This window comes from Bacteroidales bacterium, from assembly GCA_041671145.1.
Classification (GTDB): Bacteria; Bacteroidota; Bacteroidia; order Bacteroidales; family JAHJDW01; genus JAQUPB01.
Map to the genome: position 1 here is coordinate 17,159 of JBAZBZ010000004.1, position 22,280 is coordinate 39,438.

General features: G+C 31.3%; 22 protein-coding genes. 13 read left to right on the forward strand and 9 right to left on the reverse strand.

Annotation, left to right across the window (positions count from 1 at the left end; all coding sequences use genetic code 11):
- Positions 1-83: 83 nt before the first annotated feature.
- Together WC223_02205 and WC223_02210 are read right to left on the reverse strand one after the other, a co-directional pair.
- On the reverse strand, positions 84-1,379 hold the full coding sequence (locus tag WC223_02205; protein MFA6923042.1) for a DUF5103 domain-containing protein: 1,296 nt from the start codon (positions 1,377-1,379) through the stop codon (positions 84-86).
- 59 nt (positions 1,380-1,438) lie between these two features.
- Positions 1,439-2,035 (reverse strand): DUF4294 domain-containing protein, encoded by a 597-nt coding sequence (locus WC223_02210; GenBank protein ID MFA6923043.1) that lies wholly within the window; start codon positions 2,033-2,035, stop codon positions 1,439-1,441.
- Between the two features lie 321 nt (positions 2,036-2,356).
- Here WC223_02210 and WC223_02215 point away from each other — a divergent pair, with 321 nt between their 5' ends.
- From WC223_02215 to WC223_02235, 5 genes are all read left to right on the forward strand, one after another.
- Positions 2,357-3,184 carry a MotA/TolQ/ExbB proton channel family protein gene (locus WC223_02215; GenBank protein ID MFA6923044.1) on the forward strand — a complete coding sequence of 276 codons (828 nt, stop codon included), beginning with the start codon at positions 2,357-2,359 and terminating at the stop codon, positions 3,182-3,184.
- Positions 3,185-3,226: 42 nt separating this feature from the next.
- Positions 3,227-3,868, forward strand: coding sequence for a biopolymer transporter ExbD (locus WC223_02220; protein ID MFA6923045.1), 642 nt, complete (start codon positions 3,227-3,229; stop codon positions 3,866-3,868).
- A gap of 26 nt (positions 3,869-3,894) precedes the next feature.
- Positions 3,895-4,536, forward strand: coding sequence for a biopolymer transporter ExbD (locus WC223_02225; protein ID MFA6923046.1), 642 nt, complete (start codon positions 3,895-3,897; stop codon positions 4,534-4,536).
- A 26-nt stretch (positions 4,537-4,562) separates the two neighbouring features.
- Positions 4,563-5,327 carry a TonB family protein gene (locus tag WC223_02230; protein ID MFA6923047.1) on the forward strand — a complete coding sequence of 255 codons (765 nt, stop codon included), beginning with the start codon at positions 4,563-4,565 and terminating at the stop codon, positions 5,325-5,327.
- Between the two features lie 115 nt (positions 5,328-5,442).
- A complete protein-coding gene (locus WC223_02235) occupies positions 5,443-6,192 on the forward strand; it encodes a nitroreductase family protein (GenBank protein MFA6923048.1) in 750 nt (249 codons plus the stop codon).
- Between the two features lie 166 nt (positions 6,193-6,358).
- Here the strand turns inward: WC223_02235 and WC223_02240 are convergent, their stop codons facing one another.
- From WC223_02240 to WC223_02255, 4 genes are read right to left on the reverse strand one after another with little or no spacing between them, the layout of a single operon-like run.
- The gene (locus WC223_02240) at positions 6,359-6,934 is read right to left on the reverse strand and encodes an ACP phosphodiesterase (protein ID MFA6923049.1); all 576 of its coding nucleotides are present in this window, start codon (positions 6,932-6,934) and stop codon (positions 6,359-6,361) included.
- 38 nt (positions 6,935-6,972) lie between these two features.
- Positions 6,973-7,971 (reverse strand): NAD(P)H-dependent glycerol-3-phosphate dehydrogenase, encoded by a 999-nt coding sequence (locus WC223_02245; GenBank protein MFA6923050.1) that lies wholly within the window; start codon positions 7,969-7,971, stop codon positions 6,973-6,975.
- Between the two features lie 57 nt (positions 7,972-8,028).
- Complete coding sequence (locus WC223_02250; GenBank protein ID MFA6923051.1) at positions 8,029-8,544, reverse strand: CvpA family protein; 516 nt, start codon at positions 8,542-8,544, stop codon at positions 8,029-8,031.
- Positions 8,544-8,987 (reverse strand): hypothetical protein, encoded by a 444-nt coding sequence (locus tag WC223_02255; protein MFA6923052.1) that lies wholly within the window; start codon positions 8,985-8,987, stop codon positions 8,544-8,546. The genes WC223_02250 and WC223_02255 overlap by 1 nt, the downstream gene beginning before the upstream one ends.
- A gap of 170 nt (positions 8,988-9,157) precedes the next feature.
- On the opposite strand from WC223_02255, the gene WC223_02260 reads away from it, so the two are divergent.
- The 5 genes from WC223_02260 (at position 9,158) to WC223_02280 (ending at position 15,293) form a co-directional block, all read left to right on the forward strand.
- Positions 9,158-9,829, forward strand: coding sequence for a peptidylprolyl isomerase (locus WC223_02260; GenBank protein ID MFA6923053.1), 672 nt, complete (start codon positions 9,158-9,160; stop codon positions 9,827-9,829).
- 145 nt (positions 9,830-9,974) lie between these two features.
- On the forward strand, positions 9,975-10,997 hold the full coding sequence (pheS, locus tag WC223_02265) for a phenylalanine--tRNA ligase subunit alpha (GenBank protein MFA6923054.1): 1,023 nt from the start codon (positions 9,975-9,977) through the stop codon (positions 10,995-10,997).
- A gap of 31 nt (positions 10,998-11,028) precedes the next feature.
- Positions 11,029-12,981, forward strand: a complete 1,953-nt coding sequence (gene dnaG / locus WC223_02270; protein MFA6923055.1) for a DNA primase — start codon at positions 11,029-11,031, stop codon at positions 12,979-12,981.
- Positions 12,982-13,089: 108 nt separating this feature from the next.
- Complete coding sequence (locus WC223_02275) at positions 13,090-13,389, forward strand: HU family DNA-binding protein (protein ID MFA6923056.1); 300 nt, start codon at positions 13,090-13,092, stop codon at positions 13,387-13,389.
- 365 nt (positions 13,390-13,754) lie between these two features.
- Positions 13,755-15,293: an Rne/Rng family ribonuclease gene (locus tag WC223_02280; GenBank protein MFA6923057.1), complete on the forward strand. Its 1,539-nt coding sequence runs from the start codon at positions 13,755-13,757 to the stop codon at positions 15,291-15,293.
- A 329-nt stretch (positions 15,294-15,622) separates the two neighbouring features.
- On the opposite strand, the gene gap is transcribed toward WC223_02280, so the two are convergent.
- Positions 15,623-16,627 carry a type I glyceraldehyde-3-phosphate dehydrogenase gene (gene gap, locus WC223_02285; GenBank protein ID MFA6923058.1) on the reverse strand — a complete coding sequence of 335 codons (1,005 nt, stop codon included), beginning with the start codon at positions 16,625-16,627 and terminating at the stop codon, positions 15,623-15,625.
- A 235-nt stretch (positions 16,628-16,862) separates the two neighbouring features.
- Here gap and WC223_02290 point away from each other — a divergent pair, with 235 nt between their 5' ends.
- Positions 16,863-17,525: a sigma-70 family RNA polymerase sigma factor gene (locus WC223_02290; protein ID MFA6923059.1), complete on the forward strand. Its 663-nt coding sequence runs from the start codon at positions 16,863-16,865 to the stop codon at positions 17,523-17,525.
- 225 nt (positions 17,526-17,750) lie between these two features.
- Positions 17,751-18,566 carry an SUMF1/EgtB/PvdO family nonheme iron enzyme gene (locus tag WC223_02295; protein MFA6923060.1) on the forward strand — a complete coding sequence of 272 codons (816 nt, stop codon included), beginning with the start codon at positions 17,751-17,753 and terminating at the stop codon, positions 18,564-18,566.
- Between the two features lie 7 nt (positions 18,567-18,573).
- On the opposite strand, the gene WC223_02300 is transcribed toward WC223_02295, so the two are convergent.
- Together WC223_02300 and WC223_02305 are read right to left on the reverse strand one after the other, a co-directional pair.
- On the reverse strand, positions 18,574-19,341 hold the full coding sequence (locus WC223_02300; protein MFA6923061.1) for an exodeoxyribonuclease III: 768 nt from the start codon (positions 19,339-19,341) through the stop codon (positions 18,574-18,576).
- A 226-nt stretch (positions 19,342-19,567) separates the two neighbouring features.
- Positions 19,568-20,539 (reverse strand): M23 family metallopeptidase, encoded by a 972-nt coding sequence (locus WC223_02305; protein ID MFA6923062.1) that lies wholly within the window; start codon positions 20,537-20,539, stop codon positions 19,568-19,570.
- Between the two features lie 344 nt (positions 20,540-20,883).
- Here WC223_02305 and WC223_02310 point away from each other — a divergent pair, with 344 nt between their 5' ends.
- Positions 20,884-22,275, forward strand: coding sequence for an arginine decarboxylase (locus WC223_02310; GenBank protein ID MFA6923063.1), 1,392 nt, complete (start codon positions 20,884-20,886; stop codon positions 22,273-22,275).
- Positions 22,276-22,280 lie beyond the last annotated feature (5 nt).

Below are 22,280 nucleotides of genomic sequence, written 5' to 3' on the forward strand. Positions count from 1 at the left end.
GAAGGCGAAGTTAGAAAAATCGAAAATGCCAAGCGTACAACTTCCAGCTTCATTAAATACAACAAAATATATTTAACTTATTCTTAAGAGTTTATTTTTTTATAAGCTATCAGCTTATCATAAAGAGTTCCTGGTTGGCGGTAATATACGTAAATACAATACTGATTTTCTGTTTCATAGTACGAACCTTCAATATATGATTCGTCGGCAGTTTTATTGTTGTTTTTCAAAAGCACATAAATATAATTATAGTATCCCTGTTTAAGATATAAAGTAGCTTCATAAAGATTTCTTTTGGGATTATATTTCATTTGCGATTCTTTTGAAAATTTCCAGCTTGTCAATCCACCAAATAAATACACATTTCCTTGTAATTCCAAAGGATTGTACTGCAGGCAAAAATGAACATAAGTATAATCTGCTTCAACTTCGCTGTTCCCTCTGTCCTGATTTATAATTGAAAATTTTCCGTCTATATCATTAAATGAAAGATGTGTTTTTCCCGAACGTTTCACATCACAGAGAAGGTAAACTTGATTTCCGAGCGAGTCGTAGGTTATTTTTCTGATATTTACAGATTGGTATACTAAGCTTCTTATATCAACTTGTCTGAATTCGTTGCCAGCAATAAATGTATTTCCTTTTTCATAATCATATATCAGTTCATTGCCTCTAATAAAAAGTGGTTTCAGATTCCTGATTGCATTATCCCATCTGTCGTTTTGAGTAATTACGATATTCAAATCGGTTAAAGGATTATTTATTAAATATGAACCTGTTTTAATAACAAAATCCACTTCGTGTCTCGAATCCCTGTATTCAATGGAAGTTGCCCGCTTTACATTTACTTCAACTGTTACTAAAGGTTCTACAAGCATAAATCTGCGGGTGATTATTGTATTTTCTTTATCATTTTCGAGATATACTTTCAATAAGTAATTTCCTGATTTTGTGAGCATAAGATTTTCATTCGGAAATGTAAAGCTATAATGTGTATATTTCTGAATTGTATTAACGGAATAGCTGTAATTTCTAATATTATCTTCGGTAAATCCGTCAATATATTCAAGGGCTTGCATATTTGAGGGTTGCCAGTTTGCATTGCAATGAATTACGGTATAAGAATAATTTTTTAAATCGCCATCGAGGTCATCAAAACTTAATTTTAATTTTTCTGTTCCGTTAAGTTCAATTATTGGGGGCGAAAACTCCCATGTCTCCTGATTCAGCAAAACTGTTCTAATATTGCTTTTATAAACATAGTCGTCATAATGAAAATAATCTTTTTTATAATATTCGGTTGTGTCGGTTTGCGCTTTACAGCATAAACAAAGTAAAAATATTAAAATTGTAAAATTAAATTTATGTATTTTCAACATCGTAGTATATTAGTTTTCGACAAAACTACAAACTATAAACTATAAACTGAAAACTATTTTTAAATGTCTCCGTTTTCAATTTTCAGAATTATTTCTTCAATGGCTTTATCTTCACCGAAAGGGTCATATTCATATTTAAGATTATTTTCAAAAATACGGGCTAAGGTTTGCCAGAATATTGCCTGAATAGCTCCTCTGAATTCTTTGATAATCTGATATGAAGTTTTTCCTGTTTCTCTGTCAATAAGTTTAACAAGAATTTTTCCCTGCGAATAGGTGAGGTCTCTTATATCTTTTTCAAACTGAGCTTTCAATGCATTTTCGGCATTTTTCATCAATATTTTTTTGCTTCTTTCATCTTTTATGTGAATCAGAATTGCTTCATATTCTTTCATTTTTACACCTGCTATTTTTGCAAGCGGATATACTCTTTTAACATTTCTAACAAGCCGGTCCCATTGTCTTTTTTCTTTATTGGTTTTAAAAATTTTATTTCCAAATATTTTTATTTCTGTGAGTTCGACATAAGGAATAGTATCGCCATCAATTACAATTGCTTTAACTTTTATTCCTCCTGCTATTTTTTCCTGAGCATCAGTACTTTCGCATCTGAGGAGTAATAAAAAAAAGATTGGTATGAAAATAATTTTATTCACAATAAACTTTATTATACATACAAATATATAAAACAACAACTATACCATTAAATTTTCAATCATTTTTAAACTGACGGAGTGACTCAAAGTCACTCCGTCAGTTAATCATTTCTACCGTTAACTGATTCATTGCTGCCGTTAACTTATTTGTGCTTTGAAAACCATTTAAAATGTATTATTTTTACAATAATTTAATAACGGTTTTATGTAAAATTCATCAAAAAATTTTTTATTAAAACAATTTTTATATATTTGCTATCCTAAAAATTTGTAAAAAAATAAAGTAAATAAAATAATTTAATAACCTTAAAATTTTAAAAAATGGCTAAAAACAAAAGTAATCAGGGACAAAGTTTAAAAGAAACATTGCAATCAGCTTTTGCGATGTCATCTATTGTAATAGCATTAGTTATTGCATGGATTGTTTTTAAATACATAATGGGTAATCCGGCGAATTTTCAAGATGGTAATCCTGAAGGAAATCCATTGCCAGGAAACTATTTAGCTATTATATATAAAGGAGGAATGATAGTTCCACTATTAATCTCTCTTTTAATTATATTAATAACTTTTTCAATAGAAAGATTTATAATGATTTCCAAGGCAAAAGGAAAATCGAATTTAAATGTTTTTGTAAAAAATATACAGAATTTATTGAATGATAATAAAATTGAAGAAGCATTAATAGAATGCGACAAACAAAAAGGTTCATTAGCTAACATTGTTAAAGCTTGTTTGTCAAAATACAGAGATTTGCAAAATGACGAGAGTTTATCAAAAGAGCAAAAAATATTAGCGATGCAAAAGGAATGGGATGAGTCAGCAGCACTTGAATTACCAATGCTTTCTAAAAATCTTGTTATTCTTTCAACTATTGCTTCTATTGCTGTGTTAATAGGTCTTATTGGTACGGTATTAGGAATGATTAGAGCATTTGCCGCTCTTGCACAAGCTGGTTCGCCCGATGCTTTAGCTCTCGCAACAGGTATTTCCGAAGCTCTTATCAATACTGCCTTTGGTATCAGTGGCTCAACTTTAGCAATTATATTGTACAATTTTTTCTCAACTAAAATTGATGCTTTAACCTATAAAATGGATGAAGCCGGATTCAGCTTGGTACAAACATTTGCAGCTCAGACAAAGAGATAAGTAAGTTTATAGTTTTTAGTTTATAGTTAAAACTTATAAGTTATGCCAAAAATTAAAGTCCCGACCAAATCACCCCATATTGATATGACACCGATGGTGGACTTGTTTTCGTTGTTGTTAACTTTTTTTATGCTTACAACATCATTCAGACCGCAGGAAGCCGCAGTTATTGATTCACCGTCTTCTGTTTCTGAAAAACAAGCTCCCGATAAAAACATAATGACTATTTATGTAGATAGTACCGATAAGGTTTTTTTTAATATTGATAATGGTGCCGATTCATCAACTCATTTCAGAAAAGAAATTTTCATGGAAATGGCAAAGCAATATAGTGTAACCCTTGATGAAAAAAGAGATTTAAAAATAATAGATAAGTTTACTAAATCCTCTTCCTTTGGAATGCCTTTTAAGGACATTCCAAAATGGGTTTTGTTAAGTAAGCCAAAGGAAAAAGAAAAAATGCAAACAGGAATACCTCTTGACTCTGTAAACGGAAGAGCATCTGAATTATTTTACTGGGTTAGAATTTCAAGATTAAAAAATCCTAATGTCGAAGTTGTGATAAAAGGTGATGCTAATGCTAATTATAAAGCAGTAAAAAAAATAATGGATATTGTTCTCGAAAACAAAGTGCAGAAATTTAACCTTATTACAAATCTTCAGAAAGAAGAAGCAAAATTATAATAATTAATTTTTAAAAATAATATATTATGGGCGAAATTATTCAAGAAGAAAGCAGCCAGAAAAAAGGCGGGAAAAGGCGTCCTAAAAAGCATTCTACACATATTGACATGACTCCGATGGTTGACCTTATGTGTTTGCTTATTACTTTCTTTATGCTTACAACTGCTTTCAGTAAACCAAAAGTAATGGAAATTACCATGCCCGATAATACTGATACAACAACTACTAAAAACAAAACAACTGTTAGAAAAGATTTGACTTATCATATTATTTTGGCAGGCGGAGATAAAGTTTACTGGTATCAAGGTGCCATTGATAAAGAAACACCTAACCCGTCACTTCATCAAACAAACTTTAGCAAAGATGGATTAAGAAAATTTTTATTGGAAAAAAATAAAAAAACATTTGAAGAAATAGTTAAATACAAAGAAAAGCTGATTAAAGATAAACTTATTGTTGCAGATTCAACTATGACTAAAAGAATTAAAGAAATAAAGAAAGAAGATAAAAAGGCACCGGTTATTCTTATTAAAGCTGCAGATGATAAAGTAAAATACAAAAACATCATTGATGTTATTGATGAAATGGCGATATGCAATATTGGAAGTTATGCTATTGTTGACATAACTCCACAGGAAAAGAAATTATTAGAAACAGCTGTTAAATAAATATTGATTAAAACAATATTGTAATTATGGCAAAAGAAAAAACAGAAAGTTTAGATGAGATAGTATTCTCAAACAGATATAAAGAATACGGGGCATATTATTTGCGTAAGGTTTACAAAAAATATGTTACACGCTCTTTGTTAATATCTATTGCAGCATTATTACTTGCTGTGTTAATTCCATTTTTTATCTGGAAACAAACTCTTGCAGTTAAAGAAGATAAAACTGTATCTGCTGATTTTGCAAAAATGGAGAAACCAACTGAAGAAGCACCACCACCACCACCACCACCTCCTCCTCCCGAAGCGATGGAGCAGAAAGTAAAATTTACTGCACCAGTTGTTACAAGTGATACAACAGTTGAAACAGCAAGCTTGAATCAGGAAGACATGAATCAGGCACCTCCGCCTCCGCCAACTGATGAAATAGTTGTATCGGATGTTAAAGAAAATAACGTTATTGTAGAACAGGCACCTCCTGTATTTACAATAGTTGAAGAAATGCCTTCATATCCCGGAGGCGATGAAGCCCGAATGAAATTTTTACAGGAAAATATCAAATATCCTCAAATGGCAAAAGAAAGCGGTATTCAGGGAAGAGTATTTATTACTTTTGTAGTTGACGAAAACGGTAAAGTTATAGATGTAAAAGTTTTGAGAGGCATTGGCGGTGGTTGCGACGAAGAAGCTGTGAGAGTTGTTAAACAAATGCCTCCATGGGTACCCGGAAAACAAGCAGGAAAAGCAGTTAGAGTTCAATACAACATGCCGGTTGTATTTACACTTCAATAAAAAATATGTAAATCATTATAAGCCATTGTTGAAAAACGGTGGCTTTTTTAATATATAAAACTAAAACGCTACAGATTCAGATTAAACTTATATATTTTTTCATTAATAAAATATTATGCTTAAAACAATTCTTGAACATCGTACAATTCGCAAATACAAGAGCAAAGCTGTAAGCGAAGATATTTTAAATAAAATTCTTGAAGCTGGTTTCAGAGCTTCAACAACAGGCAATATGCAAGTTTACAGTATCATTGTTTCTAAAGATGAAGCTAACAGAAAAAAATTATGGGAAATACATTTCAAGCAGGATATGGTTTTACAAGCACCTTTGCTTCTGACTTTTTGTGCCGACTTCAATCGTTTTAATAAATGGTGCCAGCAAAGAGATGCAGAGCCAGGGTATGATAATTTTCTTTCATTTTTCACTGCTTCTATTGATGCATTACTTGCTGCGCAGAATGTTGCTGTTGCTGCCGAATATTTTAGTTTGGGAATTTGTTATCTTGGCACTACAACCTATCAGGCAGATAAGTTAATTGATTTTTTTAATTTACCAGAAGGAGTTATTCCGGTTACAACTTTGGCTGTTGGTTATCCCGATGAAAACCCCGAGCTGGTTGACCGTTTGCCTACACACGGAATTGTACACGAAGAAAAGTACCATGATTACTCAAAAGAAGATATTGATAAAATTTATAAGTTAAAAGAATCACTACCACAAACTGCAGAATTATTGAAAATAAATAATCTTCCGAATCTTGCACAAATATTTACAAAAAACAGGTATTCTAAAAAAGATAATGTGCACTTTTCAAAAATATTTCTGAAAGCTATAGCCGACCAAAAATTTATGAATAATGAATAAATAAGTTTGTAGTTTAATAAGTTTGTGATTTGTTGTTAAAAAAGTTATTTTTCATTGGTCATTAAAAAATGAGGTAATACCTATACCTACCGAGAATGACTCAAAAATAAGTGCATATTATATAAGCACATCAACAAAATTACTCAACATATAAGCAGAATTGCTATTATTTGTAAGTGTTCAAATATCCAACAATATCTTCAAAGAAAATTTTAAATTCATTTTGGTATAAATCATAATTTCTTTTCAGTTCTTCGGTGGCTTTATTAAGATTAGAATAAAATTTTGTTCGTCCTTCTAATCTTTGAAAAGCAAAATTAATTCCTTTAAAAGTTAAATATGATAAAAGCAGATTTTTAAATCTCCCATATATCAATGCATGCTGAAATCGCAAAGGAAAAAGAAAGCGATGTTTTTTTAAAATCTTATAACTTCTTAAAGCAAAATTTTCGAGAGTTTCTTCGGAATAAATTTTCCAGTTAATTGCTAAAAAATGGTCGCAATAAATATCAATAATAACAGGGGTGTAATGAGAAAATTTTTTCCGTAGCCGTTTTTTACTTTCTTCAATTACAGCATGTTCGTCAATAAACTTGTCAATTTTGCGGTGAAGCCCAATGCCTTTTATTATTTCGGGTTTGTAATTTTTTATTTTATTGCCTTTAATAAAATCAGCAAGCACACCGCCAACCATCATTTCTTCGGAATGTCGCGATAAGTATAAATGTGCGAGATAATTCATAATTGGCAATTTTTAACTGAAAACAGGAAACTTTTTTATTAACTGAGTTTGTCTGATAATAATTTCATTTCCACTGCAGGAGCAATATTCTCATACAAGATGTTGTAAACAGCCTTTGTTATTGGCATTTCAACCTTATAGGTTTTGTTTATTTCCTTAATTGATTTTGCTGCATAATAACCTTCGGCAATCATTTTCATTTCGAGTTGTGCCGATTTAACGGAATATCCCGAACCGAGCATTGTGCCGAAAGTCCTGTTGCGGCTGAATTGCGAATATGTAGTAACAATCAAATCGCCGAGATAAACCGAACTTGATAAATCCCTGTCAATTGGGTGAACTGCATCAATAAAGCGTTTTATTTCCTGCAAACCATTTGAAATTAGTACTGCCTGAAAATTGTCGCCATAACCTAAACCCTTACAAATGCCGACAGCAATGGAAATAATGTTTTTTAAAACAGCAGAATATTCTGTTCCATAAATATCATCCGATAAAGTTGTTTTAACGTATCTGCAATTAAAAAAACCTGCTACTTCTTTTGAAAGATTTATATTTTGTGAAGCGGCAGTGAGATAAGTAAGTTTTTCAAGAGCAATTTCTTCGGCATGAGACGGACCGCTTATAACAACAAAATCCTGAAAAGAAACATCATAAATCGTATTAAAAAAATCGCCGATAATAAGATTATGTTCGGGAACAATTCCTTTAATTGCAGAAATTATTTTTTTATTTTTAAATATTTCTTTCGGTAAATTTTTTATCGAAACGGCAAGGAATGCAGCAGGAACAACAAAGAGCAAATGAGTAGAATCAGTAATTATTTTTTTCAGGTCGGTGCTAATATTAACCCTTTCGGAATTAATTTCAACCGAACTCAAGAATAAAGGATTGTGATGAAATTTCTTGATATTATCAACGATTTCGGGTTCTCTCGCCCACCAGTTAATGGAACCGTTATTTTCCAAAAGAATTTTTACGATTGCAGTTGCCCAGCTTCCGCTGCCGATTACTGCTATTTTATTTTTACTTTCCATCAATTTATAAATGATTAAAGAAAACAAAAATAGCAATAAAAAATAATAATTGAATTTTTAATGTTTTTGTAAATTTGATTTATCCTTAATTTGCTCATATTTTGTCTTCAATATGGGAAAAACAGCAGGAGCAATAGCCGAAACAGGTTTATACAACAAGGAATTTGAAATTGTTTTTTCAGTAATTAAAATTTTATTTGAATCGATGGAAGCAGCAATATAAATTATACAACTGATAATAAAAGCCATTTTTAGCAACCCGAAAAAGCAACCTGTTATTTTGTTAGCAAATCCCAAAGCAATTGCATCAACAAATTTTTCTAAAATTTTTGCAAACCAATACAAGCCGATAAGTATTAATATAAAAGTAACGGCAAAGGAAATTATCTGCAAAAATCCGGAATGTATATATTTTCCGAGAAGATTAGCTGTAAAATATGAAAAATGTATGCCACCGTAAACAGCAACAATTAAAGTAATAATTGATAAAATTTCTAAAATTAAACCTTTTCGGAAGCCTTTAAACGCAGTCCACAATAGAGGAACTCCAATTACTACATCAAGAAAATGCATTAATTAGCAGGGTTATCAACTGAGATATAAATAGTTTTATTTACGGTTTGATTTTTTATTAGACGTATATTGCCACTTCCATAAATAATACTTTTATAAACATGGTGAGTTACATTCGATGTGTCTGTATATGTTGAATCACCATAAGTTCCAGATTCGTAACCACTTAATGCTTTTTTCACTATAACTTTAAGTATAGCAGGATAAGGAAAAGTATGGCTTACTCTGCCAGAATAATCAGTTGTCAGCGTGCATTGTTCTTTATCAAGCTTTGGGTCAACACCTTTTCCGATTATTACTTCACAACCGGGAACTACTTTATTGTCCAAAGTATATTGGATTGTGATATTAACAGGGTATTCTTCTTTATTACAACTTAAAGAAAAAAATATTAACAGTATTAGTGCATTTATTGTAAATGCAATATATAGTTTATTTTTCATACATTAAAAAAATTTATTATTATTGTACGATAATTTAGAAGTCAAAGTTATATTAAAAATTATAAAATACAAAATTTATCACAAGTTATTTTATAAATAAGACACATAAATTTATAATTTGATTGCACGAAAATGCATTTTTTTTCAATAACTTTAAAAAAATTAAATATATGAAAAAGAAGTTTTTTTTAATTACAACGCTCATTTTTGGTGTTTTTGTTATTTTTTCATTTATGGTGAAAAAAAATAATTATCGAGCAGGTGAAACTATTGTACAGATTTCAACTGAATTAGGGAATATTAAATTAAAACTATACAACCAGACTCCCGGACATCGCGATAATTTTATAAAGTTGGTAAAACAAAATGTTTATGACGGGACACTTTTTCATCGCGTAATAAAAGGTTTTATGATTCAGGGCGGCGACCCCGAATCCAAAACTGCAAAGCCCGGACAAATGCTTGGCAACGGCGAAACTGGTCCAAGAATTCCCACTGAATTCGACAGTACTTTATTTCACAAACGGGGAGCACTGGCTGCTGCAAGGGACGATAATCCGGTGAAAGCTTCTTCAAGTTGCCAGTTCTACATTGTTCAAGGCAGAAAATTTACAGAACAGCAATTAAAAGACATGTCGAAAACTATAGGAATGAAATTAAATAAAGAAAAAATTCAGGCATATACTACAATCGGTGGCGCTCCTCACCTCGATGGAAATTATACAGTTTTTGGTGAAGTCATTGAAGGAATTGAAGTAGTTGATAAAATTGCAGCTATTGAGGTTGATGCTAATAATCGCCCACTTAAAGATATAAAGGTTACAATGAAAATTCTTGAGTAACCCAAATTTAGTTTAAAGTTAGACAGCTTTAAAATTACCAGCAGACATAAAAACTTGAACTTTAAACAATACTTTTAGAAATCCCCTAAAAATATATTTGAATTTTAACTATATTTGAAATCCTAATTGATTTAAGCAAAAAAATATGCAGGATAAAATTAATAAAATTCTTAAAGAAATTGAAAGCTGTAAGCCATTAAATAACGATGATTCGGAACAATTTCGAATTAAATACCTCGGGAAAAAAGGTGTTATTAATGATTTATTTGTTGAATTTAAAAATGTAGCTCCCGAAAACCGCAAGGAAACAGGAATATTGCTGAATCAATTAAAAAGTAAAGCTGAAGAAAAGTTTGAATTTTATAAAAAAGAATTTGACAAACATTCAGATATTTCAGGTGAAATTAAGGATTTGACATTATTTTCAAATGAACTTGAACTTGGTTCACGGCATCCCTTATCAATTGTGAGAAATGAAATTATCCAAATCTTTTCACGCCTCGGTTTCAATATTTCGGAAGGACCTGAAGTAGAAGACGACTGGCATAATTTTACCGCTCTCAATTTTCCCGAAGAACATCCGGCAAGAGATATGCAGGACACTTTTTTTGTTCAGAAAAATCCCGACATCGCTTTAAGAACGCATACTTCATCGGTTCAGGTAAGGGTTATGGAAAATACGAAACCGCCAATTAAAACAATTTCTCCGGGAAGGGTTTTCAGAAATGAAGCTATTTCTGCAAGAGCTCATTGCATTTTTCATCAAATCGAAGGATTATACGTTGACAAGAATGTTTCTTTTGCCGATTTGAAGCAAACACTGATTTATTTTGCAAAAGAAATGTTCGGTGAAAAAACCGAAATCCGCTTGCGTCCTTCATTTTTCCCATTCACTGAACCGTCAGCTGAAATGGATATTTCATGCAATATATGCGGCGGAAAAGGTTGTAATATCTGCAAACACAACGGCTGGGTAGAAATTCTTGGCTGCGGAATGGTTGACCCGAATGTTCTCGAAAATTGCAAAATAGACAGCAAAAAATATACCGGCTTTGCTTTCGGCATGGGCATTGAACGCATTACAATGCTTAAATATCAAATAAAAGATTTACGATTGTTTTTCGAAAATGATGTAAGGTTTTTGAAACAATTTAATTCTGCATTATAATTTTTTTGCAAAATCTTCAAACTTAAAACCCTTGATTACCAAAGACACCATAGATGATATTTTCAGTGCAGTTCGCATTGAAGAAATAATAGGCGAGTTCGTTACTTTGAAAAAAAGAGGCGTGAACTTTATCGGCTTATGCCCCTTTCATAATGAGAAAACTCCTTCATTTACGGTTTCGGCAACAAAAGGAATTTATAAATGTTTCGGTTGCGGAAAAGCAGGAAATGCTGTGAATTTTTTGATGGAACACGAACACTTCACTTATCCCGAAGCATTGCGATTTCTTGCAAAAAAATATAATATTGAAATAAATGAAGACAAATCCGATTTAGCGGAGAAAAGCGAACAGAACAAAAAAGAACCGCTTTTTATTGTTTCAGATTTTGCACAAAAATATTTCTCCGAACTTTTATTTGACAGTGATGAAGGAAAAGCAATAGGACTTTCATATTTTACAGAAAGAGGATTTAGTGAACAAACCATACGAAAATTTCAACTCGGCTATTGTTCGGAAAAGTGGGATTTATTTACTCTTGCAGCATTGGACAAAGGTTATAAACTGGAATACCTGAAAGAAGCAGGTTTAACAATAGAAAAAGAAGGAAAATATTTTGACAGATTTCGCGGCAGAGCAATGTTTCCAATTCATAATTTATCGGGAAGAGTAATTGCTTTTGGAGGAAGAGTGTTTAGTTCGGAAACTCAGGCAGCAAAATATGTAAATTCTCCCGAGTCGGAAATATACAGCAAAAGCAATGTTCTTTATGGAATGTACTTTGCCCGCAATTCAATAATTGAAAACAAAAACTGCTATCTTGTTGAAGGTTATACCGATGTTATTTCACTTCATCAGGCGGGAATTGAAAATGTTGTTGCTTCTTCGGGAACGTCTTTAACAACCGAGCAAATACGCCTTATCCGCAGATATGCAAATACAATTACAATTTTGTATGATGGTGATTCTGCTGGAATTAAAGCTTCTTTCAGAGGTATTGATATGATATTTGAAGAGGGCTTGAATGTAAAACTTGTTCTTTTTCCCGAAAATGAAGACCCTGATTCGTTTACAAAAAAACACAGAGTATCGGAAGTAAAAAAGTTTATTGATGATAATGTTACAAACTTTATAACTTTTAAAACTCTTGTACTTTTTGAAGAAGCAAAACACGACCCAATAAAAAGAGCCGAATTTATTAGAGAAATTGCAAACACCATTGCTTTGATTTCCGATGGAATAGTTCGTTCAGAATATATAAAAGAATGTTCCGAAACAGTTAAAATTTCCGAACAAATACTTAATCAAGAAATAAATAAAATAATAAGAAAAAAAGCAAGCGAAAGAAAAACAAACTTTTACGAGGTAGAAGAAATCAATGAAGAAAAAATAATCGCAGACCGACAAATAATTATTGGAGAGAATGATGTAGAATCACAGGAATGCAATATTATAAGGTTGCTGCTTGATTATGGACAGAAAGAGCTTATTTTTAAAGAAAAAAAAGAAAAAGAAATTATAGAACATAAAATACATGTTGCAGAATATATTATTAACGAACTCTTAAATGATATTGAGTTTGAAAACCCTTTATACAAGCGGATATTTGATGAATTTGCAATGGAGCTTAAAAATAATAATATATTACAACAACAGCATTTCATAGACCATGATGATAAAGAAATAAGAGAGCAGACAATAAATATAATATTGAGTTCCGAAAAAAATAAGATAAGTGAAAACTGGAAAAAGCACGGTATAGTTATTAATGATGAAGAAAAGGATTTGCCAAAAACAATTATACAATCTATTTCAGTTTTGAAACTGAAAAAAATACTAAAATTAAAAGAGGAAGCACTTAGTAGATTAAAAACAACAATTAATGATGATGAAATATTGTTTTATCAGAATTTATGCAAAAGATTAGATGAAGCCAAGCAAATTATAGCTAATTCAAAAGAATTAGGAAGAATAATTGTAAAATAAACTTTTTTGAAAAAAAATATTTTGTTTTTAAAATAATAATAACTTATCTTTGTCAAAGAAAAAAAACAAAATTATATAGTATATTTTAATAACTAAAATCAAACTAAAATGACAAAAGCAGACATAATAACAGAAATCAGTAACAAAACAGGCGTTGAGAAAGCAGCAGTTCAGGCAACTATTGAGGCATTTATGAATAGCGTAAAAGGTTCATTGGAAAGCGGAAAGAATGTTTACATGAGAGGATTTGGAAGTTTTATAGTAAAGAAAAGAGCAAAAAAAACAGGAAGAAATATTTCAAAAAATACTACAATAATAATTCCCGAACATTTTATTCCAGCTTTCAAACCTGCTAAAACATTCGCAAATAGCGTAAAAAATAAAGTGAAAGTTACTGTAAAAGTATAATTTTAAATTTTAATAAACTTTATATTTTATAAAATAAACTTTTTTTATAAGAATTTTTTATAAATTTGCGTGATTATTATAAAAAAGATATTTTTTAAAATATAAAATTTAGATAAAACCAAATGCCTAGCGGGAAAAAAAGAAAAAAACAGAAAATGAATACCCATAAGCGAAAAAAGCGTCTGAGAAAAAATAGACACAAAAAGAGCTAATGTATTTTCGCCTTTATAAACAATAATTTTCACGAAACTCATACTTCCTTTTCTATTGAGAATTCAGGAATGGGCTTTATTTTAAATTAATTTGATTATTTTTAAACTTTTAGCTTTCATTTTGAGTATAAGTGAAATATAAATACTATTATTGTGAACAATGAACTTATAATAAGCTCTCACTCAAATGAAGTTATTATCGCTCTTTTAAATGAAAAACGATTAGTTGAGCTTCACAAAGAAAAGAGTAACAGCAACTATTCCGTCGGGGATTTGTATTTCGGCAGGGTAAGAAAAGTAATTCAGGGACTTAATGCAGCTTTTATTGATATTGGTTACGAAAAGGATGCCTTTTTGCATTATCTTGATTTAGGACCAAATTTCAACTCACTCAACAAGTTTGTTAAATCAGTTACTCTCAATAAAAATGATGTCTTATCTATTGAAAATATTGTATTTGACCACGAAATACCAAAGACCGGCAAAATATCACATGTTCTTGCTCAAAACAACAATATTTTAGTTCAGATAGTTAAAGAACCTATATCAACAAAAGGACCGCGACTGACAAGTGAAATCTCTCTTGCAGGCAGATATGTTGTTTTAATTCCGTTTTCAGATAAAATATCAATTTCACAGAGAATAAAAAATCAGGATGAACGCATACGTCTGAAAAAATTAATTCAAAGCATAAAGCCAAATAATTTTGGCGTGATTGTTCGTACTGCTGCTGAAAATAAAAAAGTAGCCGAACTTGATACAGATTTAAAAGATTTGGTTAACAAATGGAATCTGGCAATAAAATCAATTTCTTCGGCAACGCCGCCTCACAGAGTATTTAGTGAATTAGACCGTACATCAACAATTTTGCGTGACATTCTCAACTCATCTTTCAACAGTATTCAAGTTGATAATCAAAATATGTATGATGAGGTTTCAAAATACATACAGACAATAGCACCTGAAAAAAAGGATATCGTTAAACTCTACAAAGGGAAAGAATCTATTTTTGAATTTTTCGGGGTGGAAAAACAAATAAAAAATACTTTCGGAAGAATTGTAAATCTTAAAGGTGGTGCATATTTGATAATAGAGCATACCGAAGCATTACACGTTGTTGATGTTAATAGCGGTCACAGAATTAATTCGGAACATAATCAGGAAGCAAATGCACTTGAAGTGAATCTCGAAGCTGCTACAGAAATTGCCCGTCAACTAAGATTAAGAGATATCGGCGGAATTATTGTTGTTGATTTTATCGACCTGCGGTCACCTACAAATAAGAAATTATTGTATTTGCGACTCAGAGATGAAATGAAAAACGACAGGGCAAAACATAATATTATTCCTCCAAGTAAATTTGGATTGGTGCAGATTACACGTCAGAGAGTGCGTACAGAAACAAGTGTCAATACTGTTGAAAAATGCCCCGCGTGCGATGGCACCGGTGAAATAAAGGCAAGCATAACTTTTGTTGACGATATTGAAAGTGACATTAAATATATTTTTGATGAACTGAACCAAAAGCATTTGCACCTTGAAATTCACCCTATAATATATCCTTACCTTAAAAAACTTCAATGGAAATGGTACTTTAAATTTAAAAAATGGATAAAAATAAAAAGTTCGAATTCCTGTCATTTACTCGAATGTCGCTTTTTTGATAAAAATGATGATGAAATAAAACTTTAAAATCTACTGTATCAATAAATTAATTCCGCAACGATGTGTTTTAAATATTCGGTAAGTGCTCATCAGTAATCAGTTGCAAAATGTTTCTATTTTTAATATTAACAAAAAAACAAAAATCTATCGAAATGTTATTTGAGGAAAATTTTTGGAAAAATTTTTAGGGTGACGCATTGTCGAAGTCAGGAAAAGACAGCATACTGCATATACTTCTGGATTTTTTGGTGACTTGGTGTTTTTGTTTTACCGAACTACCCTTATTATGCAAAAGACCTCAAAAACATTAATTTTTGAGGTCTTTTAAATTACCAATTAGTTATATTTAAAAAAAATCAAATTACTTTTTCGACTAAATCTGCCAGGCGATTGGAATAGCCAACTTCATTATCATACCACGATATTACTTTTACGAAATTATCGCTAATAACCTGTGTTAAGTTTGAATCGAAAACTGAAGAATGAGGATTGCCGATTATGTCGCAACTTACAATCGGGTCTGTGCAATATTCAAGTATTCCTTTCATTTGTTCTTCTGCTGCTTTTTTCATTGCTGCATTAATTTCTTCTTTAGTTGCTGCTTTTTTCAATTCGCATGTCAAGTCAACAACAGAACCATCGGGAGTGGGAACTCTCATTGCAAAACCATCGAGTTTTTTATCAAGTTCTGGAATAACAAGTGCCACAGCTTTTGCTGCTCCTGTTTTTGTGGGAATTATTGACATTGCTGCTGCTCTTGCCCTGCGCAAATCTTTATGCGGAAAATCAAGAATTACTTGGTCGTTTGTGTACGAATGAATAGTGTTCATGAGTCCTCTTACAATACCGAAATTGTCGTTCAACACTTTTGCAATCGGAGCGAGGCAATTGGTAGTGCATGATGCATTGGAAATTAATTGATGTTCTTTTTTTAGCATATTATCATTAACACCCAGGACAATTGTAATATCAACATCTTCTTTGTTATCGGCAGGAACAGATAATATTACTTTCTGAGCACCGGCTTGCAAATGTTTTGATAATTTTTCCCTGTTTCGGAAAACACCTGTTGATTCAATCACCACTGGTACACCCAAAGTTTTCCACGGCAGATTTGCAGGGTCTCTTTCTGCATAAATTTTTATTTTTTTGCCGTTTACAATAAGATAATCCCCTTCAACAGCAATATCACCGGGGAAACGTCCGTGAATGGAATCATATTTTAGCAAATGCGCTAAAGTGCTGCTATCGGTTAAATCATTAATGGCAACAACATCAATATTACTTTTATTAAGAATTGCCCGAAATGTAATTCTGCCAATTCTTCCAAATCCGTTAATTGCAATTTTAGTTTTTTCCATAAGTTTTTCGTTTATCATTATTAAATGTGTAAAATTATATATAAAAAAGCGAATATTAAAATAATTTTCTAAACTTCTTTATTCAAAAATCAAGTAAACGGTAAAAATTAAAAAAATTTGCAACCTTTTGTTCAAAACCCCGTCTTATAAAAAAGATTAAATTTTTTTTTAAAATATTTTATTGAGTATTTTTATAGGGTTAATCTGGAAAATATTTTAAACGAATTCGTTTTAAATGAAGATACGTGATGATACCGAACTTGTTGAAAAATGCCTTCAGAATGTAAAGGAAGCACAGGAAATATTATATAAGCGATTTGCTCCTAAAATGCTTGGAGTATGTATGAGATATGCTAAAGATAAAATGGAAGCTGAAGATTTTATGCAGGAAGGATTTATAAAGGTTTTTTATAATTTGCAGAATTTTCGTAATGAAGGTTCGCTTGAAGGATGGATTAGAAAAACCATGGTCCATACGTCAATAAATTTTTACAAAAAGAATTTGAAATTATTGTATTCTCATGAAGAAACCAATATGTATGAAAATAATCCCGATGTTAATCCCACCCAGATTTCTTTAATGTCGGCAAATGAGTTAATGAAAGTAATACAGGAACTGCCGGAGGCATATCGAATGGTCTTTAACCTTCATATTATTGAAGGATATAGTCACGGGGAAATAGGAGAAATATTGGAAATTCCCGAGAATACTTCAAAATCACAACTTATGAGAGCAAGAAAACTTTTGCAGGAAAAATTAAAAAGCATCAAACCTGTGGCGTTTTCGGATAAATCCGATATTGATGATAATACTAATACTGCTGCAAATACTGATGTCATCAATAGTTCTAATACTAATGCCGATACAAGTACCGAAGAAAAACAAACTTTACTTTAATATGGTTTTATCATTGCGTCTTTGTTAGCGGTTATAAAAAATATTTAAATAAAAATTTTAATAATAAAAAAAGACAAAAAACTTATAATTATCAAATAGGAAGATTGGTAGTTCCGCAGTATAAAATAATTTTTTTAAAAATTTGTTTCTATTTACTTCAAAATATATAACTTTAACCCCATTATTTCGTATAAAGAAAATCTTAACACAAAAAGTTTAAACATTATGAAATTTAAATTATCAGCAGTAGTAATAATTTTCGTTGGAATATTTCTTAGCTGCAACAGAGAGTATTACGATTTGCCAAGAAAAAAAATTAAAGGTCCTCTCGAAACAATATGGGTTAACAACAACTTGTATTTTGATGAAACCGAAGTTACAAACGTTGAATGGCGTTATTATTTAGAATGTATTGCCAAAAAATACGGTAAAAATTCACAGCAATATCATAATGCATTGCCCGATACTACGGTTTGGCTGGATACCTTAAATAAAAATCAGGCACTTGTTAGTTTGTATTATAGAGATTATAATTATGCTAATTACCCCGTAGTTGGTGTTACTTATGAACAAGCAATTGAATATTGCAAATGGAAAACTGATACGGTAATAAAAGTTTATGATAATATAAAAAACAAAAAAATATTACCAAAGAAAATCACATTTCGACTTCCAACCAAAGAGGAATGGCAATTAGCAGCAATAACAGACCTTACTTATCAAACCGAACCTTATGGTTATGAAAATATAATTTCCAAAGAAAATACTTGCAAAGTGGTTTGTAAAGAATATGTAACTTTATTTAAAAGCAATTCCTCTGAAGAGCCAAAATTATGTTCGGCTTACTACGGGCAACGAAATAGATATAATCTTTATAATATGGCAGGTAATGTTGCTGAAATGGTTGCCGAAAAGAATATGGCAATGGGAGGCAGCTGGAAAGACACGTTCAATGAATGTAAGGTTACAAGTGAACAAAAATATACAAAACCTGCATCATGGCTCGGTTTCAGGTGTGTATGCGATATTACTGTTGAATAGAAATTATTTAAAATTCTGCTTCAAGCATCACGGGACAATGGTCGGAGTGAACTGCTTCAGAAAGTATTACAGCACGTTTTAAGTTTTTTTCCAGAGCAACACTTACCATTTGATAATCCAAACGCCAGCCCAGATTTTTATTGCGTGCATTGTGCATATAGCTCCACCATGTATATTGGTGAGGTTGCTGGTTAAAGTATCTGAATGAATCAATAAATCCGCTTTTAATAAAACCATCGAGCCATTCGCGTTCTTCTGGTAAGAAACCCGAAACTGTTGCATTCCTTACTGGGTCGTGAATATCAATCGGCTTATGACAAATGTTGAAATCACCGCAGATTATTAATTTTTCTCTCGTTTTTTTTAATTCATTAATGTAATTCTGAAAATCACTAAGCCATTGCATTTTGAATGCTTGCCTTTCATCTCCCATTGTTCCCGACGGATGATAAACACTTATTACCGAAATGTCTTTGAAGTCTGTCCTTAGCATTCTTCCTTCGATATCGTATTTTTTGATTTCCATTCCGCATTTGACATTATCGGGAGTGATTTTTGTAAGAATGGCAACTCCGCTGTATCCCTTTTTCTCAGCAGGATACCAGTAACATTTGTATCCGAGATTTTCAAATTCCGAAACATCGAACTGGTCGGGAGTAGCTTTTATTTCCTGCATGCAGACAATGTCGGCATTACCCGATTTAAGCCAGCCGACAAGATTTTTGTTCATCGCTGCCCTTATGCCATTGAGGTTGTACGAAATTATTTTAACCATTTGTTTTTAATTTTCATTTAATAAAACATCGCAAAGGGGGTGTCTCAATAGTAAAATTTTAGTATTTTTTTACTCTGTGAATCTCTGTGTAACAATAGAATAAAAATTACACAGAGAGCCACAGAGAATGCACGGAGGTACACAGAACACTTTTGAGGCACCCTTAGCTTTTTACAAAGTGTGAAATAAAAAAATATTTTTATAAAAATAAATGAAATTTGAATATTTATTTTACCTTGATTTTCATTCCTATCGAAAGCACTTTATTTTTGCTGATATTATTGAGTTTGCATAAATTTTCAACTGTTGTTCCGTTGTTTTTTGCAATTCGGTAAAGCGTGTCGCCTTCTTTAACCATGTGATAATTGCCAGTTTTTGTATTTATTGTAGTATTTTGTTTTGTGGGGTTTTTCGCAGCAACAGATTTTGTTTTCGATGTTTTACCTTTTGATTTTAACCCTTTATAATAATTTTGAAATGTAGTGCCGGTAAGTAATAGTGTGTCTTTTAATAAAGAAAATTTGTCGAAATCGATAAAAATTTTAGGGTTAAATGCTTCCCCCAGAAATCTTGTTTCAAAATGCAAATGAGGGCTTGTTGCTCTGCCTGTTTTGCCTCCTAATCCTATCAAATCGCCTGCTTTTACAAATTGATTAACATGAACTGAAATATATGAAAGATGTCCGTATAAAGTTTCAAGTCCATTGTAATGTCTTATTACAACTACTTTTCCATAGCCACCGTATTTTTTAGCCATGCGAACCATTCCATCAAAAGCACAAAATACCGAATCTTTCATATTAAGCTTTATGTCCATGCCGGTATGTAATTGCCTCCCTCTGAATCCGAAAGGTGAAATAACTTTCCCTTTATGCGGAAAACAAAAACCAGAATCGGGACAAAAAATAATTTTAGTTGTATCTTTTTTATGTGATAAGTCTACCCTATGAACACGAACATTAGCGTTATCCCAATTATGGTCATAAAGGTAGTCGGCAGGAATAAACCTTAAATCGGGAGGATTGTATTTGGAAATAGAATCATAAGCAGTTGGATTGTGTTTGTTGGAGTTTGTACTTATAGTAGTATCAGTTACCTTTTGAGATTTAGCAATATTAAATATACAAAAAACAAAAAATATCAAAAGAATATTTCTCGCAGTTAAATTCAATATATTGACTTTATTAGTCCTACTCATTAATGCAAATATAAAAATATTAAAATTCTAAAATTGTTAATTATTATTAATATGGCTAAAGGATTAAAAAAATAAGTTTGTTGTTTAAAAGGTTTGTAGTTTGTCGTTATAAATAACAACAACAAACTACAAACCATTTAAACATTTATAGTTTTTATTATATTAACTTTTCAACAAAAAACAGCGAATTGTTTATAAAACTTTCTTAAAAAAAATGAAAAATTAAACTTTATTTTTATAAATTTGCCTATCTGAAAGTTTTGGATTTGAATATTAATAAAAATCCAAGAAGCTCAAATTGATAAAAAATATTCAATCCGATTAACTTAAATTGAAAAATTGCAATGAAAACGAAATATCTTGACTTAATTGAACAGACCTTTGATTTTCCCCAACCGGAGTTTAAAGTTATTGATAATGAGTTACATTTTCATGATTTGCCATTAATGGATATTATTAAACAATATGGTACGCCATTGAAAATCACGTATTTGCCAAAAATATCAGAACAAATACAAAAAGCAAAAAAAATGTTTAATGTAGCAATGGCAAAGTCGGATTATAACGCCGATTACTTTTATTGCTATTGTACAAAGAGTTCGCATTTTTCTTTTGTACTGGAAGAAGCACTTAAAAATGAAATCCATATTGAAACTTCATCGGCTTTCGATATCCCTATTATTGAACGATTATATGAAATGGGAAAGATTGATACCGATATTTTTATTATATGTAATGGATTCAAAAAACCATTATATACTCAGTACATAAGCGAATTAATCAACAGTGGATTTCATAATACCATACCAATATTAGATAATAAACGCGAACTGGACTTTTACGAAAAGTCAATTAAGGTTAAATGCAAGCTTGGTATAAGGATTGCTGCAGAAGAAGAACCGAACTTTCAGTTTTATACTTCAAGATTAGGAATAAGATACAATGATATTGTTGAATACTATAATGAAAGGATTAAAAACAATCCTAAGTTTGAACTTAAAATGCTTCACTTTTTTATTAATACCGGAATTAAAGATACGGCTTATTACTGGAACGAGCTTACAAAAAGTATTAATGTTTACTGCGAATTAAAAAAAGTATGTCCCGAATTAGACTCATTCAATATAGGAGGGGGCTTCCCGATTAAAACTTCTCTTAACTTTCATTATGACTATGAGTACATGGCTGAGGAAATTGTTTCGCAAATAAAAAATATTTGTCAGTTGAATGATGTTCCCGAGCCGAATATTTTTACGGAATTCGGAATATATACAGTTGGCGAAAGCGGAGCGGCTCTTTATTCAATTTTGGACCAGAAACAGCAAAACGACAGAGAACTTTGGGATATAATTGACAGCTCTTTTATGACCAACTTACCTGATATATGGGCGGCAAAGCAAAGATATATTCTTTTTGCAGTTAACAATTGGGACCAACCCTACGAGAGAGTTTTCCTCGGTGGATTAACTTGTGATAGTCAGGATTATTACAATGAAGAAGTTCATGTAAATGCCGTATTTCTTCCGAAGTTCAAAGAAAAAATACCTCAATATGTAGGATTTTTTCATACAGGAGCTTATCAGGAATCACTTGGTGGCTTTGGCGGCGTTCAGCATTGCCTCCAGCCAGCACCTAAATTAATAATAATAAGTAAAGACGAAAACGGTGAACTTATTACAAAACTCTTTGCTAAAGAACAAAGCGCAACTTCAATGTTGAAGCACTTGGGATATTAATAGAT

Coding starts and splice junctions, on each gene's coding strand:
- WC223_02205 (MFA6923042.1), bottom strand. CDS start 1,379: ATGTTGAAAATACATAAATTTAATTTTACAATTTTAATATTTTTACTT.
- WC223_02215 (MFA6923044.1), top strand. CDS start 2,357: ATGGCTAAAAACAAAAGTAATCAGGGACAAAGTTTAAAAGAAACATTG.
- WC223_02220 (MFA6923045.1), top strand. CDS start 3,227: ATGCCAAAAATTAAAGTCCCGACCAAATCACCCCATATTGATATGACA.
- WC223_02225 (MFA6923046.1), top strand. CDS start 3,895: ATGGGCGAAATTATTCAAGAAGAAAGCAGCCAGAAAAAAGGCGGGAAA.
- WC223_02230 (MFA6923047.1), top strand. CDS start 4,563: ATGGCAAAAGAAAAAACAGAAAGTTTAGATGAGATAGTATTCTCAAAC.
- WC223_02235 (MFA6923048.1), top strand. CDS start 5,443: ATGCTTAAAACAATTCTTGAACATCGTACAATTCGCAAATACAAGAGC.
- WC223_02240 (MFA6923049.1), bottom strand. CDS start 6,934: ATGAATTATCTCGCACATTTATACTTATCGCGACATTCCGAAGAAATG.
- WC223_02245 (MFA6923050.1), bottom strand. CDS start 7,971: ATGGAAAGTAAAAATAAAATAGCAGTAATCGGCAGCGGAAGCTGGGCA.
- WC223_02250 (MFA6923051.1), bottom strand. CDS start 8,544: ATGCATTTTCTTGATGTAGTAATTGGAGTTCCTCTATTGTGGACTGCG.
- WC223_02255 (MFA6923052.1), bottom strand. CDS start 8,987: ATGAAAAATAAACTATATATTGCATTTACAATAAATGCACTAATACTG.
- WC223_02260 (MFA6923053.1), top strand. CDS start 9,158: ATGAAAAAGAAGTTTTTTTTAATTACAACGCTCATTTTTGGTGTTTTT.
- pheS (MFA6923054.1), top strand. CDS start 9,975: ATGCAGGATAAAATTAATAAAATTCTTAAAGAAATTGAAAGCTGTAAG.
- WC223_02275 (MFA6923056.1), top strand. CDS start 13,090: ATGACAAAAGCAGACATAATAACAGAAATCAGTAACAAAACAGGCGTT.
- gap (MFA6923058.1), bottom strand. CDS start 16,627: ATGGAAAAAACTAAAATTGCAATTAACGGATTTGGAAGAATTGGCAGA.
- WC223_02290 (MFA6923059.1), top strand. CDS start 16,863: ATGAAGATACGTGATGATACCGAACTTGTTGAAAAATGCCTTCAGAAT.
- WC223_02295 (MFA6923060.1), top strand. CDS start 17,751: ATGAAATTTAAATTATCAGCAGTAGTAATAATTTTCGTTGGAATATTT.
- WC223_02300 (MFA6923061.1), bottom strand. CDS start 19,341: ATGGTTAAAATAATTTCGTACAACCTCAATGGCATAAGGGCAGCGATG.
- WC223_02305 (MFA6923062.1), bottom strand. CDS start 20,539: ATGAGTAGGACTAATAAAGTCAATATATTGAATTTAACTGCGAGAAAT.
- WC223_02310 (MFA6923063.1), top strand. CDS start 20,884: ATGAAAACGAAATATCTTGACTTAATTGAACAGACCTTTGATTTTCCC.